General features: G+C 55.8%; 11 protein-coding genes and 1 CRISPR repeat array. Of the genes, 6 read left to right on the forward strand and 5 right to left on the reverse strand.

The features are described from left to right. Both NW826_RS00035 and NW826_RS00040 read left to right on the forward strand, forming a co-directional pair. A partial coding sequence (locus NW826_RS00035; protein WP_414509123.1) for a hypothetical protein occupies positions 1-298 on the forward strand: 298 nt, incomplete at its 5' end. Next, complete coding sequence (locus NW826_RS00040; protein ID WP_414335924.1) at positions 240-557, forward strand: hypothetical protein; 318 nt, start codon at positions 240-242, stop codon at positions 555-557. The genes NW826_RS00035 and NW826_RS00040, both read left to right, overlap by 59 nt. On the opposite strand, the gene NW826_RS00045 is transcribed toward NW826_RS00040, so the two are convergent. After that, a complete protein-coding gene (locus NW826_RS00045) occupies positions 554-1,264 on the reverse strand; it encodes a hypothetical protein (RefSeq protein ID WP_414335926.1) in 711 nt (236 codons plus the stop codon). The two genes, NW826_RS00040 and NW826_RS00045, sit on opposite strands and share 4 nt — an antisense overlap. A gap of 223 nt (positions 1,265-1,487) precedes the next feature. Next, positions 1,488-3,434, reverse strand: a complete 1,947-nt coding sequence (locus tag NW826_RS00050; protein ID WP_414509124.1) for a tetratricopeptide repeat protein — start codon at positions 3,432-3,434, stop codon at positions 1,488-1,490. Between the two features lie 280 nt (positions 3,435-3,714). After that, a CRISPR array of direct repeats spans positions 3,715-5,417; the repeat unit is 36 nt; unit sequence GTTCCCCCTTCGGGGGGATCCCTAGAAATTGGAAAC. A 64-nt stretch (positions 5,418-5,481) separates the two neighbouring features. On the opposite strand from NW826_RS00050, the gene NW826_RS00055 reads away from it, so the two are divergent. Both NW826_RS00055 and NW826_RS00060 read left to right on the forward strand, forming a co-directional pair. Further along, on the forward strand, positions 5,482-6,615 hold the full coding sequence (locus NW826_RS00055) for a hypothetical protein (RefSeq protein ID WP_414509125.1): 1,134 nt from the start codon (positions 5,482-5,484) through the stop codon (positions 6,613-6,615). Positions 6,616-6,864: 249 nt separating this feature from the next. Continuing rightward, positions 6,865-7,755: an endo alpha-1,4 polygalactosaminidase gene (locus NW826_RS00060; RefSeq protein ID WP_414509126.1), complete on the forward strand. Its 891-nt coding sequence runs from the start codon at positions 6,865-6,867 to the stop codon at positions 7,753-7,755. Positions 7,756-7,965: 210 nt separating this feature from the next. On the opposite strand, the gene NW826_RS00065 is transcribed toward NW826_RS00060, so the two are convergent. Both NW826_RS00065 and NW826_RS00070 read right to left on the reverse strand, forming a co-directional pair. Next, positions 7,966-8,880 (reverse strand): S1 RNA-binding domain-containing protein, encoded by a 915-nt coding sequence (locus tag NW826_RS00065; RefSeq protein ID WP_414348354.1) that lies wholly within the window; start codon positions 8,878-8,880, stop codon positions 7,966-7,968. Positions 8,881-9,014: 134 nt separating this feature from the next. Next, the gene (locus NW826_RS00070; RefSeq protein WP_414509127.1) at positions 9,015-9,455 is read right to left on the reverse strand and encodes an Rrf2 family transcriptional regulator; all 441 of its coding nucleotides are present in this window, start codon (positions 9,453-9,455) and stop codon (positions 9,015-9,017) included. A gap of 131 nt (positions 9,456-9,586) precedes the next feature. Here NW826_RS00070 and NW826_RS00075 point away from each other — a divergent pair, with 131 nt between their 5' ends. Both NW826_RS00075 and NW826_RS00080 read left to right on the forward strand, forming a co-directional pair. Next, a complete protein-coding gene (locus NW826_RS00075; RefSeq protein ID WP_414336100.1) occupies positions 9,587-10,582 on the forward strand; it encodes an AAA family ATPase in 996 nt (331 codons plus the stop codon). Between the two features lie 169 nt (positions 10,583-10,751). Beyond that, a complete protein-coding gene (locus NW826_RS00080) occupies positions 10,752-11,513 on the forward strand; it encodes a hypothetical protein (RefSeq protein WP_414369083.1) in 762 nt (253 codons plus the stop codon). A gap of 4 nt (positions 11,514-11,517) precedes the next feature. Here the strand turns inward: NW826_RS00080 and NW826_RS00085 are convergent, their stop codons facing one another. Further along, positions 11,518-13,632: a DEAD/DEAH box helicase gene (locus NW826_RS00085; protein WP_414509128.1), complete on the reverse strand. Its 2,115-nt coding sequence runs from the start codon at positions 13,630-13,632 to the stop codon at positions 11,518-11,520. Positions 13,633-14,005: the final 373 nt, after the last annotated feature.

Below are 14,005 nucleotides of genomic sequence, written 5' to 3' on the forward strand. Positions count from 1 at the left end.
CTCCGGTGGCAACGCCTACTCCAACTCCGGCACCGACACCTACTCCCACTCCAGTAGCAACGCCTACTCGAACTCCAGTACTGCCACCCACTCCCACTCCGGTGCCAACACCAACGCTTACCCCTATCCCTCGATTGACGCCGCTTGTTCCTCGTGCTCCTACCCCTACCCCAACTCCACCCCCGCCGCCCACCTCGACACCGGCCCCAGCAACACCAACGCCTGCGGCAGAGCTTGCCTTGAGCGGCCAGTGGCTCTACGAGGGAGGATCCTTTGTCTGGCAGGGATCCCTGTGTAAGGTTAATGTTGCAACCGGTATCCAGGAAACCGTCTCCATTCGTCAAGACGGCAACCAGATCAGCGTTTCCTCTCCCGGTTTTGCGGAGCGCAGTGGCCAGCTCATCCGCAACCAACTTTCTGTCAGCGGCAAGATAGGGGGCAGCGGTACCCCAACCATCACGTGGAGTGGCACTGTCAGCGCCGACGGGCGCTCCATTCGTGGCACGGCCACCTGTGGCAGCGCCAGCTTTGCCATCAGGCTCACTCGCCAGAGTTAAATACCCACGCCGCCACCTCGGTCACCGCCACCGCCGTTCTCCGGATCCTCCGGCTTCTGTTGCAAGGGAGGGAGAGGAGGAGGGGTGGCAAACGTTTCGCTCACCACCTGGAGGGTATATGGCCCTCGCCCAGGACTACCTGGCCCAGCGGTTGGGGAAGCATTTTGCGCCCAGTAACTTTGCACCTGGATCAAGTAGCAGCGGTCTTGCCGCACCGGGATCGTGAGCTGGGAGGTGGTAAAGTTGCCAGGAGCAGCATCATCGTTAACAAAAAGGACATTCCGATCCAAATTTCTACCGGTATCAAAGGCACCGATGACCAACAGCGGATCGAAAACCGGGCTGGTCAGCCGGATGGTAACTCCGGTAACGTTGGCTGCAGAAGGAAAGTAGAGAAATCCATCTGAGTAAAAGGTGAAGGTGCCAGGAGGCGGTGGAACTTCCCGGGCATTTTGAACCTCGCCAGCGCTATCGAAGTAGAACTCCAAAAGGCTATTCGGCCCCAAGGTTCCGCTGCGGCTATCTCCTTGGCGGCGCAGGCCAATTGATGCGAAAAACTCTGGGCTAAAGGCTTGCTCGCAAACATTGACCAGAGGCGGCACCGTCCCCCCACCCCCCCCACAGCCTGCCAGGAGGACAGTCGAGGCCAGAAGGCCCCAGAAAAACCGCACCTGGGATCCAGAAACCTTCAACGCTGACAATGACATAGACACTCCCCCGGCCACCGGATCGCTAACGTTCCTCTGGATCCAGATTAGGATGATTTGAGCAATTCGCACAAAATGAAGATCACTGACAGCCTTGCCCCACGTTCAGCACGGATGGCCTATCTCACTGCCCAGCTCGAGAAGGGCACGGCGGAACCATCGAGCCAGTCTTGTACCCATTTGCGGGAAGGGATCCGGAGCAAAGCCCTCTACTTGGGGTGAGCTAACCATAACCACTGCTGGCGTAGCGCTTCCTGGTGAGCAAGAAATGGGCCAGAGCTGCCACGCAGTCTCGATCCTCAAAAAGCAGGTCGCGCCGCTGTTGGATCTGCTGGGAGATTTGCTGCCGAAATTGGGGATCCGTTCCCAGTTGGACGGCCAACTCTTCGTAGCGCTGGAGGTCTTGGGCAATTAAGAGATCAAGGCCCATCCTTTTGAGAATGGCATAGGTGTGCCGGCCCCGCAGGAACCGGCCAGGGCAGGTCACTACAGGCAAGCCGGCAGCAACGGCTTCCAGGGTGGTGATCCCGCCCGACCAGCCGTAGGAATCCAGCATAATATCGGCGCAGCGGTTGAGATCCAAGTAGTCTTGATGATCCAGTTGGGGCAAGATCAAGCAGTGGTCTTCCGCAGAAAGGCCATAGGCGGAGAAAGTTCGGGAAAGACGCTGCCAAAAGTGTTGGGCAATGGCAGCATTGGGCAACGCCAAGAAGACAAATTGAGCGTTGGGCACTCGCTGGGCAATGGCGGCAAAAAGATAGTCATATTGGGGCAGATACTTGCCCAGGTATTGACAGGTAAGATAAACTACTGCGTCTTGGCGCAGGCCAAAATCCCCACGATGACGCTTTTGCTGAGGTAAAACGGGCTTTTCAAAACAAGTACCCAGGCGGGGCAGCCGAATTAGGGTTTCGCTGTAGTGAGCCTGCCCATCTTCGGGCTCCATCAGGTCGCTGGAGAGGAAGTAGTCGATGGTTGAAAGTCCAGAAGTTACAGGATGAGCCCAGGTGGAGCATTGCACTGGGGCTAGCCGCAGAGATGCCAGTTGCAAAATTAGGGGAGAAAGGCCAATTTCCAGATACACCAAAACATCGAGCTGATCCTGCAGAATTTGACGGGCGGCGTCTTCAAAGCCAGTGGGAATGTGGCGAAATACATCCGCATACTGGCGATATTGCTCTGTCATGAAGTCGGTTCTAGGATCCAAATGGTAGGCAAACACCAGGAAAGGCCACTGGGAGCTCGCCTTTAAGTACTTCACCCACCCTAAAGAAAGACGGCTGTAGGAGCAGGCGCGCATCGAGGCCGAGACAAAGCCAACGCGAATGGGATCCCCTGGTTGCCGGGGAAGAGAGTGCCAATTGGGGTAGCAAGATTTCACGATGCGCTGCACAAACTGAGCGTATTTTTTCTGCAGCTCCAGGTCGTCGCAGCCCTGGTACTGCAGATGGTGGGGCGTTCCCCAGCTTGACCCTAAAAAGGCAAGCCGCCGCTGCTCTTGGGTGTCCAAGGGCGTCTCCTCAATGAGGCGATCCAGGTGTTCTACAAAGCGAGAGCGAAATCTATGCAGCTCTTCCTCATCCTGATAGAGGGCGGGCAAATAGAGATGGTAAAGCCAGCGAGCTACCACCAAATTGGGATCCAAAGTCCACGCCTTTTCCAGGTGAGCCAGAGCCGCGCTGTGTTCCCCTTGCTCACGATGGGCCATTCCCAGATAAAAATGCACCTCAGCCCAAGGGATCCCTGCTGCCGGATCTAGATTTTCTAACAAGGAGCTAAGCAAAGGGATCGCCTCTTGATGGCGGCATAAGTTAACGAGAATCTTGCCGGCTTGCAAAGCAGAAAGGTAAGCCTTGGGATTGAGGCTCAGGCTCTGCCAATAGCAAGATAGCGCCTTTTCCAGTTGCCCCAAAGATTCATAGACAACGCCCAGGTTGTGATGATAGAGGGCTACGCAGGGATTGAGCGCAATGGCCTCGGCAATCAAAGCAGCCGCCCATTCCCCCTCTCCCCTGGCATGAGCCACCGTCCCCAGCAGGTGCAGGGCATCAGCTTGATCCGGAAACTCCGCCAGAATTTCTAAGTAGATGGCTTCTGCGGTTTGCAAGTCGCCAGCCTGCTGGGCCTGGATCCCGGCCAGAAGCTTACCCGTGGGGGTGAGATCCGACATCGACAACGAGGGAAGCTGGAGATCTTCCCCCACTATAGGCGCTTCAGCCCCCTAGGGCTCATGTTGTCAAAAGCACACAAAAACGGTATCAGCGGCTCTACGAGCGCCTCGCCAAATCCCGCAAAGGCCGATTCTTTCGTTGACCCGCTCGATGCCTTGCGCCACAAGGCTTTCAGGCCTCTTGCCCCCCCTCTTCTAGGCCCTTTTTCGCCGTCTTCGACCGACCCCCTCGCAAATGGGTCTTGCATTCCTTGCCCCACTTGGGTTTAATAGGGGTAGAGTTCCCCCTTCGGGGGGATCCCTAGAAATTGGAAACACGTGGTGACCTTCTGGGTACACCTGGGTACCCTGTTGTTCCCCCTTCGGGGGGATCCCTAGAAATTGGAAACAATACCCTCCGTTCTTTCATCAAACGGAGGACTTCTCGTTCCCCCTTCGGGGGGATCCCTAGAAATTGGAAACAGCACCAGGTACTGACCGCAGGTCTGGACGCTCACAACATGGTTCCCCCTTCGGGGGGATCCCTAGAAATTGGAAACTTGCCTGGATCCACTGGCCATCTGGCAAAATAACCCTGGCAGTTCCCCCTTCGGGGGGATCCCTAGAAATTGGAAACTCGACTCCCACACCGCCTCTTGGAGTCGGGCTTGATAGTTCCCCCTTCGGGGGGATCCCTAGAAATTGGAAACATAGAGTGTACCCGCACTGCACTATAAGTGCGGACCCAGTTCCCCCTTCGGGGGGATCCCTAGAAATTGGAAACAGCAAGCGCCCGTCGGGCCCGTACTGCGCCACCTTGGTCATGGTTCCCCTTCGGGGGGATCCCTAGAAATTGGAAACTCTTTAACCGGCTTGGGCTGCTGCCCCCGAGAACGTCTCCAGGTTCCCCTTCGGGGGGATCCCTAGAAATTGGAAACACGAGGATGCAGCGGGGAGCCGTCTGCAGCTCCCGCTGGATACGGGTTCCCCTTCGGGGGGATCCCTAGAAATTGGAAACAGTCTTCCCAGAGGTCTTCAAGGTAGGCCAGCGCCGCGTGTTCCCCCTTCGGGGGGATCCCTAGAAATTGGAAACGTTTCCCTGGCTTTGGGTGCTGATGTTGCTTGCGTTTTGTTCTCCCTTCGGGGGGATCCCTAGAAATTGGAAACAAGCTTGGCTCCGTTGGCGTTACCCATCCCGCACCACGTGGGTTCCCCCTTCGGGGGGATCCCTAGAAATTGGAAACCCGGCTGCGTCGCCGGCTTGGACGCCGGGGCCGGGGTCACCAGTTCCCCCTTCGGGGGGATCCCTAGAAATTGGAAACAATTTCATGAGCAGCACTTCGGCTGCTTGCCCATTTAAGTTCCCCCTTCGGGGGGATCCCTAGAAATTGGAAACTCCAGCTCCACCTGGCTGTAGCTGAACCGGGCCTGGAAGTTCCCCCTTCGGGGGGATCCCTAGAAATTGGAAACGATAATGTTCATCACTTCCGCCACGCCGGCGGGCTCAAGGTTCCCCTTTCGGGGGGATCCCTAGAAATTGGAAACGCACCGCCACCTGTGGGTTGGCGGTGGCCCTGGACATCCCGGTTCCCCCTTCGGGGGGATCCCTAGAAATTGGAAACTCCCGTCCGTCCCCGTGGCCCCAAGACGTCCCGGGCCGCTGCCGTTCCCCCTTCGGGGGGATCCCTAGAAATTGGAAACAATCCCTGTGATGGAAGCCAAATCGCTGTTGATAATCTCAAGTTCCCCCTTCGGGGGGATCCCTAGAAATTGGAAACCTGCTCTATGATGGGCAGCGCCTCACCCTCAGGAGGTGGTGTTCCCCCTTCGGGGGGATCCCTAGAAATTGGAAACTCTTGCGCGTTAACTAGAACCATTTTGTCTAGGGCAAGTTCCCCCTTCGGGGGGATCCCTAGAAATTGGAAACGGCAGCTAGGTTAAGCGATGCTGCCATGCAAAAGGGCGAAGGTTCCCCCTTCGGGGGGATCCCTAGAAATTGGAAACAACTTGCTCTCCTTTCGACAAACTTTTGCCTGTTGGCGTTCCCCCTTCGGGGGATCCATAGAAGTTGGAAACTGTAGTGAGGGAGTGGAATGGCATGTCAGGCAGCGAATCGAAGAATCTCTCGCGGCGAGAGATTCTTGAGCTGGCTGGTGTAGCAGTAGCCAGTCTGGGTTTATCTGCCTGTGCGCCTTTGTTGCCATTAACCTCAACGCCTGCATCCACTGCGCTGGCGACCGATAAGCCTGATGCCAGCGACCTCATCCATCTGGTGTGTTATCCAGAAATTGAAGACTTTGATCTGTTGGCACGACTAGGTATCAACACGGTACTGGTGGAACTCGACGCTCATAGAGATGACTGGCAAGCGACCTATGAGGCGGCAGTTCCTCACAGACTTCGAGTCATCCCGCTGATTTGGGATCAGGATGCTGGACAATCAATCTGGCGATGGGACGAAGAGAGAAATGAATGGCAGTTAGATCGAAGCCGTTATCCAGAATCGATTGGGGCTGCCTTTCTCGGTTTTTTGAAGGACCATCCCGCCTATTTGGCGCAGACGTTCGCCATCTACTCGTTCCATGAACCGCTCTGGCAGCCCGAGAAAACCGGTCCGGAGCGTCTGAAAGCTTTTTATCGTCAGATCACTGAAGAAATCTTCCCCGGCGGGAGTGTCCGCGTCTACGGTGAAGATATCACCATGGGATGGGAAGAGTCAGACGAATGTCTGACAGGAGTGCTCGACTACGAAACCCACAACGTGTATCCCTTCGTAAGCACCCCCAAGGGTCGTTACCGTCCCTTTAATGTGATCGGCAACTACTACGACCCGCCAACCGATGACCGCATGGCAACGATTCAAGCGGAACTCGCCTGCCTTGACGAGCGGCTTCACCGATATGCCTCTGCTCCTCCAGCCAGGACTGGCCGAAGACCCGAGCCCATCGTTCTGATACAGACCTTTGTGGATGGTGAATATACCGATCTCTGGAACCGGATGCCCTCAGCGGAGGAAATGGAAGAGTTTGCTTCAGCGTTTCTTGACAAACGCAAAGACCGGCTGAAGGGTCTGGGCTGGTACTGCTATCGGCAAGCCGCTGACAACTACCTGGCCTGGCTTCACAAAGACCGCTTCGATGAATCAAATGCTGATCGCTGGGAAGTGCCGCACAAAATCTCCAGGCGATTCTTTTTCCGCTAGTTTTATGCGCTGACTGCTATGCGGTACGTTGAGAAAGTGAGAAATGACGCACATGTGCTAAGGAGAGCACACAGTTTGTGCGGAAGCGTGCGCGTGCGCAGGCAAGGTAACGCAGCGGGCAAGGCGGCGCAGTGGATAGCGCAGCGCCGCACAACGAGCGCATCCAGCCAATCGCTTCGCTCCCTCGCTCCGTGCGCGGCTGAAACGCAAGCCGTTAGGCGGCTCTGACTGCCGAAAGGAAAATGAACAATGAAACAAGCATTGATTGTGCTCTCGCTGGTCAACCTGATTTTGTCCGCTTGTGCATCCAAATCCACGACAACACCTGCGCCAACGGTCTCTGTGGGCAGCGCAGCGCCTGCCGCCACACCAACGATGCCTGGCACAATTGCGACCAGCACATCTGCACCGACGACAGGAAACTATCGTATACCACCCCAAAAGACATCCTGGCAAATTCAATATACGGGGGAGATAGATATCAATCTGGACGTGGGCGTGTTTAACCTGGATTTGTTTGAGACGTCAGCCGGCGTTATTGAAGCATTGCATCAGCGTGGCGTTTTCGTAATGTGCTATTTTAGTGCAGGTTCTTATGAAGATTGGCGTCCAGACTCCTCCCGATTTCCATCCGAGGTGTTGGGAAAGGAGATGGAAGGGTGGCCAGGGGAAAAGTGGCTTGATATTCGTCGCCTTGACCTGCTTGCTCCAATTGTGGAAGCGCGGCTGGGTCTGGCTGCTCGAAAAGGTTGCGACGGCGTCGATCCCGATAATGTTAATGGCTACGACAACGATACCGGTTTTCCGTTAACTTACGATGATCAAATCACTTATAATGTTTTTCTTGCATGGCTGGCTCACTCGCAAGGACTTGCAATCGGATTGAAAAATGATCTCGAACAAATCCCTGATTTGCTTCCCTATTTTGATTGGATTCTCAATGAAGAATGTTTTACCCGCCAGGAGTGTCATCATCTCCTTCCGTTCATCCAGGCGGGCAAGCCCGTCTTTGTCGTAGAGTACGAGACTCCTCCCCAGGAGTTTTGCCCGCAGGCCAATCAAATGGGTTTCAATGCGCTTCACAAGAAGTGGGAATTAGACGCTTACCGAACTGATTGTCAACAGTTTTCTGCTCCGTAGCTGCCGCCCGGCATACACTTTCCGCCGACGCCTCACTCCTCGCCGAGGACCCGCGCCCCCGCCGTCATTGCGTTCCTCCCTTGGGGGGATCCCTAGAAATTGGAAACTCATTCCATCGCCGCTCAAACCGATGATTTTCCTTTGATTGCCGTAAGGCGTTTTGCCATCGATCTAGGGATCTCGCATCCAAACTCGAGGCAGGGATCGGGATCAGATGACTTGGCCGTCGGCTGTGATCCTCCCTTTTAGCTTGCTGGCCCGCTCTTCGGCTTCGTCCATAACCGTATCCAGATGCTCCAGCACCTCACCCGGATGCTTTTCCAGCACCCGCAGGGAGAGGGCCATCCGCCCCTTGGTCTCATCCACATCGAGCACGACGGCTTTGAGGCGTTGGCCTGGCTTAAACAAATCCGACAGCGAGGCCACAAAGCTTTGGCTAACCTGCTTGATGTGTAGTAGCCCGGTTACCCCCTCTTCCAAATCCACAAACACGCCAAAGGGTTTTAGTCCGCTGACCTTGCCCTCCACCACTTGGCCGCTGGTGTAACGGCTCAGGTTCTCGGATTTCACAGCCACCCGCTGGGAGAGCACCAGCTTGTTGGCTTCTGGGTTCACCTCGATAAAGCCTGCCGTCAGGGATTGGCCCACCAGCTCCTCTAGACCTTCCCGTTGGCTGAGGTGGGAGCGGGGAATGAAGCCGCGCAGCCCCTGCACATCCACCACCACGCCGCCTTTGTTGGTGCCGATCACCCGAACGGTTACCGTCTGGCCGCTGGCTTGCTTTTGGGCCAGCTCCTCCCAAAGCCGCTTCAGCCGGAGCCGCCGCGCCGAAAGCACAATCTGCCCCTCTGCATCTTCCCGCACAATGAGAAACTCGGCTTCTGTCTTCAAGGGAAAAAGCACGCTCAAATCTTCTCCTGAGCGGATCCCGGCTTCTTTAAGGGGCAAAAAGGCCGGAGATTTGCCGCCAATATCTACCAAAGCGCCATCGTTCTGATGTTGGAAGATGCGGCCTTGCACCACCTGTCCCGGTTGAAAGTTGAGGTTTTGCCCGTCTAAAGCCCGGGCAAAATCTTCCGCAGAAAACGTATCAGCAGCCTGGGAGCGAGAAGAGCGAACAGTCATGGGAACGGCTCAATTCAAAAAGCAGTGGGCTTCAGGATAACCCAAAACTGGCTAGGGATCCCAGCCTCTCCTCTTTGCAGAACAGAGTCCTTGCGGCTTTGGGAGAGGAACAACTGTGGGGTATTGCACGCAGCTCAGATGTAGTACATCAGCCGCGCCTGTTGCTGTTGTGCCTGCCGGTCGCAGAGGTCTTGCAGGGTGGTCTTCTGGAGAATGGCTACTGCCGCCGCTTGGGCATCTTGCCAAGCTTTCAGGAGCACTTCCCGCTCTGGGGTGAGATCGCTTGAGGACCACTCGCGGGAACGGGCGAGATCTTCCCCCTCGATGGCCTGGATAACGTCCAACAGCGAGATCTGCCAGGGCGCTCGGGCCAGGGAGTAGCCTCCTTTTGCTCCCCGTTGGCTGCGCACCAACCCTTGTCTGCGCAAGGTGGCCAGCAATTGCTCCAGGTAGCGATCGGGTATGGACTGATGGGCCGCAATTTCTTTAATCTGCAGCACCTGGCCATCGCTGTAGTGCTGGGCCAATTCCAGAAGGGCCAGGAGAGCATATTCACTTTTACAAGACAGTTCCAAGATATCCATCCTTCCGGGAGAGCCTAGGTCTATGATACTCCGGTTTTTCGCCGGGGTTTGGTGAGATTCCGTCCTGAGCAGGCAAGGGGATCCAGCCGGTAAGGTGGAATAGGCCCCTTTGGGAATGGTTTATGGCGAGTGTCAGCACCCGTGCTGGTTCGGCGCGGATCCCGGTGGAACGATTGCAAGCCTTGCACCAACAGATTGGCAAGTTGATTGCCAACATCGAATCGGTGTTTCAGGGCAAGTCACAGGTGGTGCAAGCGGTGGTCATGGCCTTGGTTGCGGAAGGTCATGTTTTGCTGGAGGATGTGCCCGGTGTAGGCAAGACCACGTTGGCGCGGGCCATCGCCCACAGTTTGGGGGCCAAGTTTCAACGGATTCAATTTACCAGCGACTTATTGCCGACAGATATCCTTGGCCTCACCCTGTTCAATAAGGGAAAAGGGGATTTTGAATTTCGCCCTGGCCCCATTTTTGCCCATGTGATCTTGGCGGATGAAATCAACCGCACCTCGCCCCGCACTCAGAGCGCCCTGCTGGAGGCAATGGCGGAAAGGCAGGTTTCGCTGGACGATCGCACCTACCCGCTGCCCAGCCCCTTTATTGTGTTGGCCACCCAAAATCCTTTGGAATACCACGGCACCTATCCTCTGCCAGAAAGTCAGTTGGATCGGTTTTTGGTGCGGTTGTCGATTGGCTACCCCAGCCCTGAGATAGAGCGAGCTTTGCTGTTGCAACGGCAACAAGCCGAGCCGGTGGAGGCTCTGCAGCCGGTTCTCTCTTTGGGTGAGTTGCGAGAGATCCAGGCGGCGGTGGATCAGGTGTACCTGGACGGATCCCTGGCGGACTATCTTTTGCAGGTGGTGCAGGCCACTCGTGTTTCCAAGCTGCTGCGGGCAGGGGTATCCACTCGTGGAGCGCTGGCCTTGGCGCGGGCGGCACGAGCTCAGGCGCTGGTAAAAGGGCGCAGCTTCTGTTTGCCGGAAGATCTGCAAGCGTTGTTCGTCTCGGTACTGGCCCATCGGGTTCTCCTGGCTGGGTCGGGAGAGATGGCCGGTAACCGACGGCAAGAGGCAGAGGCGGTGATTCAGGACATTGTCTCCACCATTGAGCCGCCTGTTTGAATTCTTGGCTGAACTCGATCTTGATGACTCCAGCATAGAAATCCTGTCTTGTGCTCCAGTTCATAGGGAAGAGGGGAGCCAAAGATGAGTCCAATAAGCTGTTTCATAACAACCGTTTGAAAAGACCATAAGATCAAGCCAACCCTGTCGTTCTACTGTGGGGCCGACTATGAAGCTTGCTACCTCTCGCCAGCTTTGGGTCAATGCTTTTCCCGCCTTGGCTGGCCTTGCTGTAGCCCTCGGCAGCCTGGGATCCGGTGGATCCCTGTGGCAATCGGGGGCAGCCGCTTTGGCTACGGGAATGACCGGCTACCTCGCTTCCGCCCTGGCCGGGAGTGAAGCCAGAGCCAAAACCCAACTGCTGGAGCAATCCCTGGAGTACTTCAAAAGCCAGCAAGAGTTAGGTCTACAACACCTGCAAAACGAGCTGGCCGATCTGCGGGCTGCTCTTGCCAATTGGGCACCCGTTCGGCAGGAAGAGGAAGCGGGCGATGGAACTGATCCTCAAACCCATTGTGAGTTGGGATCCCAGATCCGATCTCAGCAAGCATGGCTGGCGCAACTGCGTGCAGAAGAGCAAAATCTAAAAGCCTCAATAGAAGATTTGCAAGCCAAAAAACAGAAGCTTGTTCAGTATTTGAAAGAGGGCGCTGCCAAACTCGATCAGCTCCACTCACAACGGGATCTTTTGGCCCAAGAGATTGCCAGCCTCAATCAAGTTCGCCAAGCAACAGGCTCCGGTAACTTTGCCGCCCACCCGTCTGGGTTTGGAAAGGGATTCAGCTCCACTTCTACCACCAAAGCTGCCGCCACCTCCGCCTCGGCCAACACCTACGACGCAATTCTTGCAGCCATTGAGGAGAAGGTGAACGACCTAGACGATATGGCAAAAGCGATGGCAGAGCTGGGCTCGCTTGAGGGCAGACGGTAGTTCTTCAAGCACCTTCCAAGTCCAGATCCACCTCATGAACCCGCCGCAGGGATCCCTTGTTAAAAGCTGGGAAGCGTAGGTAGGGGTACTGCTCCTTGGCCTGCCGCAGCTCTTGGAAGGCGGGGGCCAGTTGATCTTTGGGGGAGATCCCTGTAACCACACACCAGATCTTGGTGCGTGTCAAGGCCACAAAAGCTTGATTGCGCCGGCGCAGTTGCTCCTCTACACTTAGCCCCGGCTCGGTGGCGTTTTGAAACTGGCAGACGTAGACTTTCCAAGCTTCGTTGCCCTTGGCCCGGAAGATCCCCGACAGGGTGACGTGCCCCGGCAAGCGGAAAATATCCCGATCGGCATCTTCGCCAGCAATGAGGGCGCTAATTCCTCTTTGTTTGAGCCTGGCCTTTAGGCTTTCCCAGTAGGGTCTGCTCCCTCTGAAGCTGGCTACACTTGTAACTAGAAGATCTTCCGGCCGAAAACTCCACTGCTTCAGGTCGCGCTCGATCTGTTGGGCAATCCAATTCTGCTCCTCTTCCTCAGAAGGGAAGGTGCGCCAGACCAGCAGCGACTGGGGATCCACCTTGGGATCAAAGTTTTCTTGATCGACGGGGTGGCAAGCCTTGCGGGTGAGGGTAATTGGGGATCCAGGCTTGCGAAAATCACCTTCTATCACTTCGTAACCCAAACCTTCCCACTGGTCTTTTTGAGTAACCCCCTGCAAAGGCTGGCCTCCACGCAAAAGACCCATGTTGATGGCATGGGCAGCCATGAGGATGATGTTTGGAGTGCGGTAGCAATGGCGCAGTACGATGGCTCGCCCTCCCAACTGCACTTTGGGTTTGCCCGTCTCGTCGCGCCCGAATAGCTCGGCTGCCCCTGGCACCGTCAACGAGCCAATGCCCTGGGCTTCGTCATAGGCCCAGTAGAGCCGCTTGGGATCCCGTAAAGTTTGATAGGCTAAACGGTAAAAGGCGGGCGGCAAATCTTGACCTTCATCGATCAAGATGGCGTCAAAAAGTTGAGGGATTTCCTTGGCTTCTTTTTCTAACTCTTGGCAGACGTAGTCGAAGGGCTCCGTTGTATGGTCATTTTTATCCCTTAACTCTGCCCTTGCCCGATCCAGGCTTTTGGGCGTTAAGCCACATCGGTGAGCGAGCAGGCGATAAAACCCAAGCTGATCTTGGGATCCCCAGGCATGCATCACCCGAAGCTTTTGCCAATTTGGCTCGATGTCAAACTTGCTCTGACAGACTTCCGAGATTTGCCTGCGAATTTGCTCATAGAGAGAGCGGGTGTAGAAAACTACGGCGATGTCCCAATCCGGGTGGTCGGCGTGGATTTTGGCTGCCCTGCGAGTCAAGACTACCGTTTTGCCCGTCCCCGCCAGGCCTCGCAACCGCTGCGGCCCCTCAGGATATTGGGTGGCAATTTTGCGTTGGTCTTCATCGAGTTTGAAGATCCCTTCTTGGACGCGCCGGATCACCGCCTGCGGATCGTAGTCATATACTGGGTCTTCGCCGGGATCCCCCAGCCCTATCCCCAACGTTTTGAGGATCACTTCCCATTCTGTGGCGTTGAGAGGAGCGCCATTGACCTGCTTGGCCGCATACAGGGTTTGCCGCAACTGCTCTGGGTTTTCCAAATCGTCAGCAAAAAGCAGCGCGCCGGTAAAAGGGGGATCCCCGAAGCGCTCCTGCCATTCTTGTCGCCGAATGCGAGGCAAAGCCAGCCGATATTGCCAGGCAACGCGCGCTTGGAGAGGCCGAGTTTCCAGATTTTGCTGCAGCCAATTCTTAATCTGAAACATTTGATTATCGGCCTGCGCCAGAGGGGTTTCGGTTTCCCTGTGCCACTCGCGCATGCGCCACTCGCTGCCGTCGATGGCCTCGATATTGTAAAGGTTGTAGCCCTTACACTCGAAAATCCAAAAGCCCAGTTCAAAATGAATCAATAGAATGTCGGGCTTGGCCTTGGGGCGGCCCTGAGGGTCATAAATGCTGAACTGATGGAGGAGGTAGCCGGGATCTGAGCCCAGGGCTTGCCGCAGCGCATTCCAAACCGCCGCCTCCGCAGCTATTCCTGGCAAGCTGTCGTCCAGAGCGCCGTCGGGTTGAAAGTGCATGGGGGATCCCTCATTTTCCAACTTGAACCCAGTGTACAACAGGAAACCTGAGCTCTTGGGGAAGGATCCAGGGCCCTTAACGTAAGGTGCGGAATTCCCCACCGTCTATACGGTGGGGATGGATAGCACCCTCTGACTGATTCTGGATGTATTGCTTCACAATTTCTAGGGAGCAAATCATGCCAAAGCCTAGCCCTTCCCAATACACTTTATTGACCGGTATTTTGTTACAAACACTACGTGCAAGTGAATTCTAAAAACTGCGTCAGCGTCGCTTCTTAGTCTGCCATTCTCGATGCTACACTTACTGGGGCTTCGACTACAGCCTGTTAATTTAAAATAGGGTACAGGTTTCAAGAGGAAGGAGAGAAGG

It is taken from the genome of Synechococcus sp. OH20, assembly GCF_047502685.1.
In the GTDB taxonomy this organism is placed as follows: domain Bacteria; phylum Cyanobacteriota; class Cyanobacteriia; order Thermostichales; family Thermostichaceae; genus Thermostichus.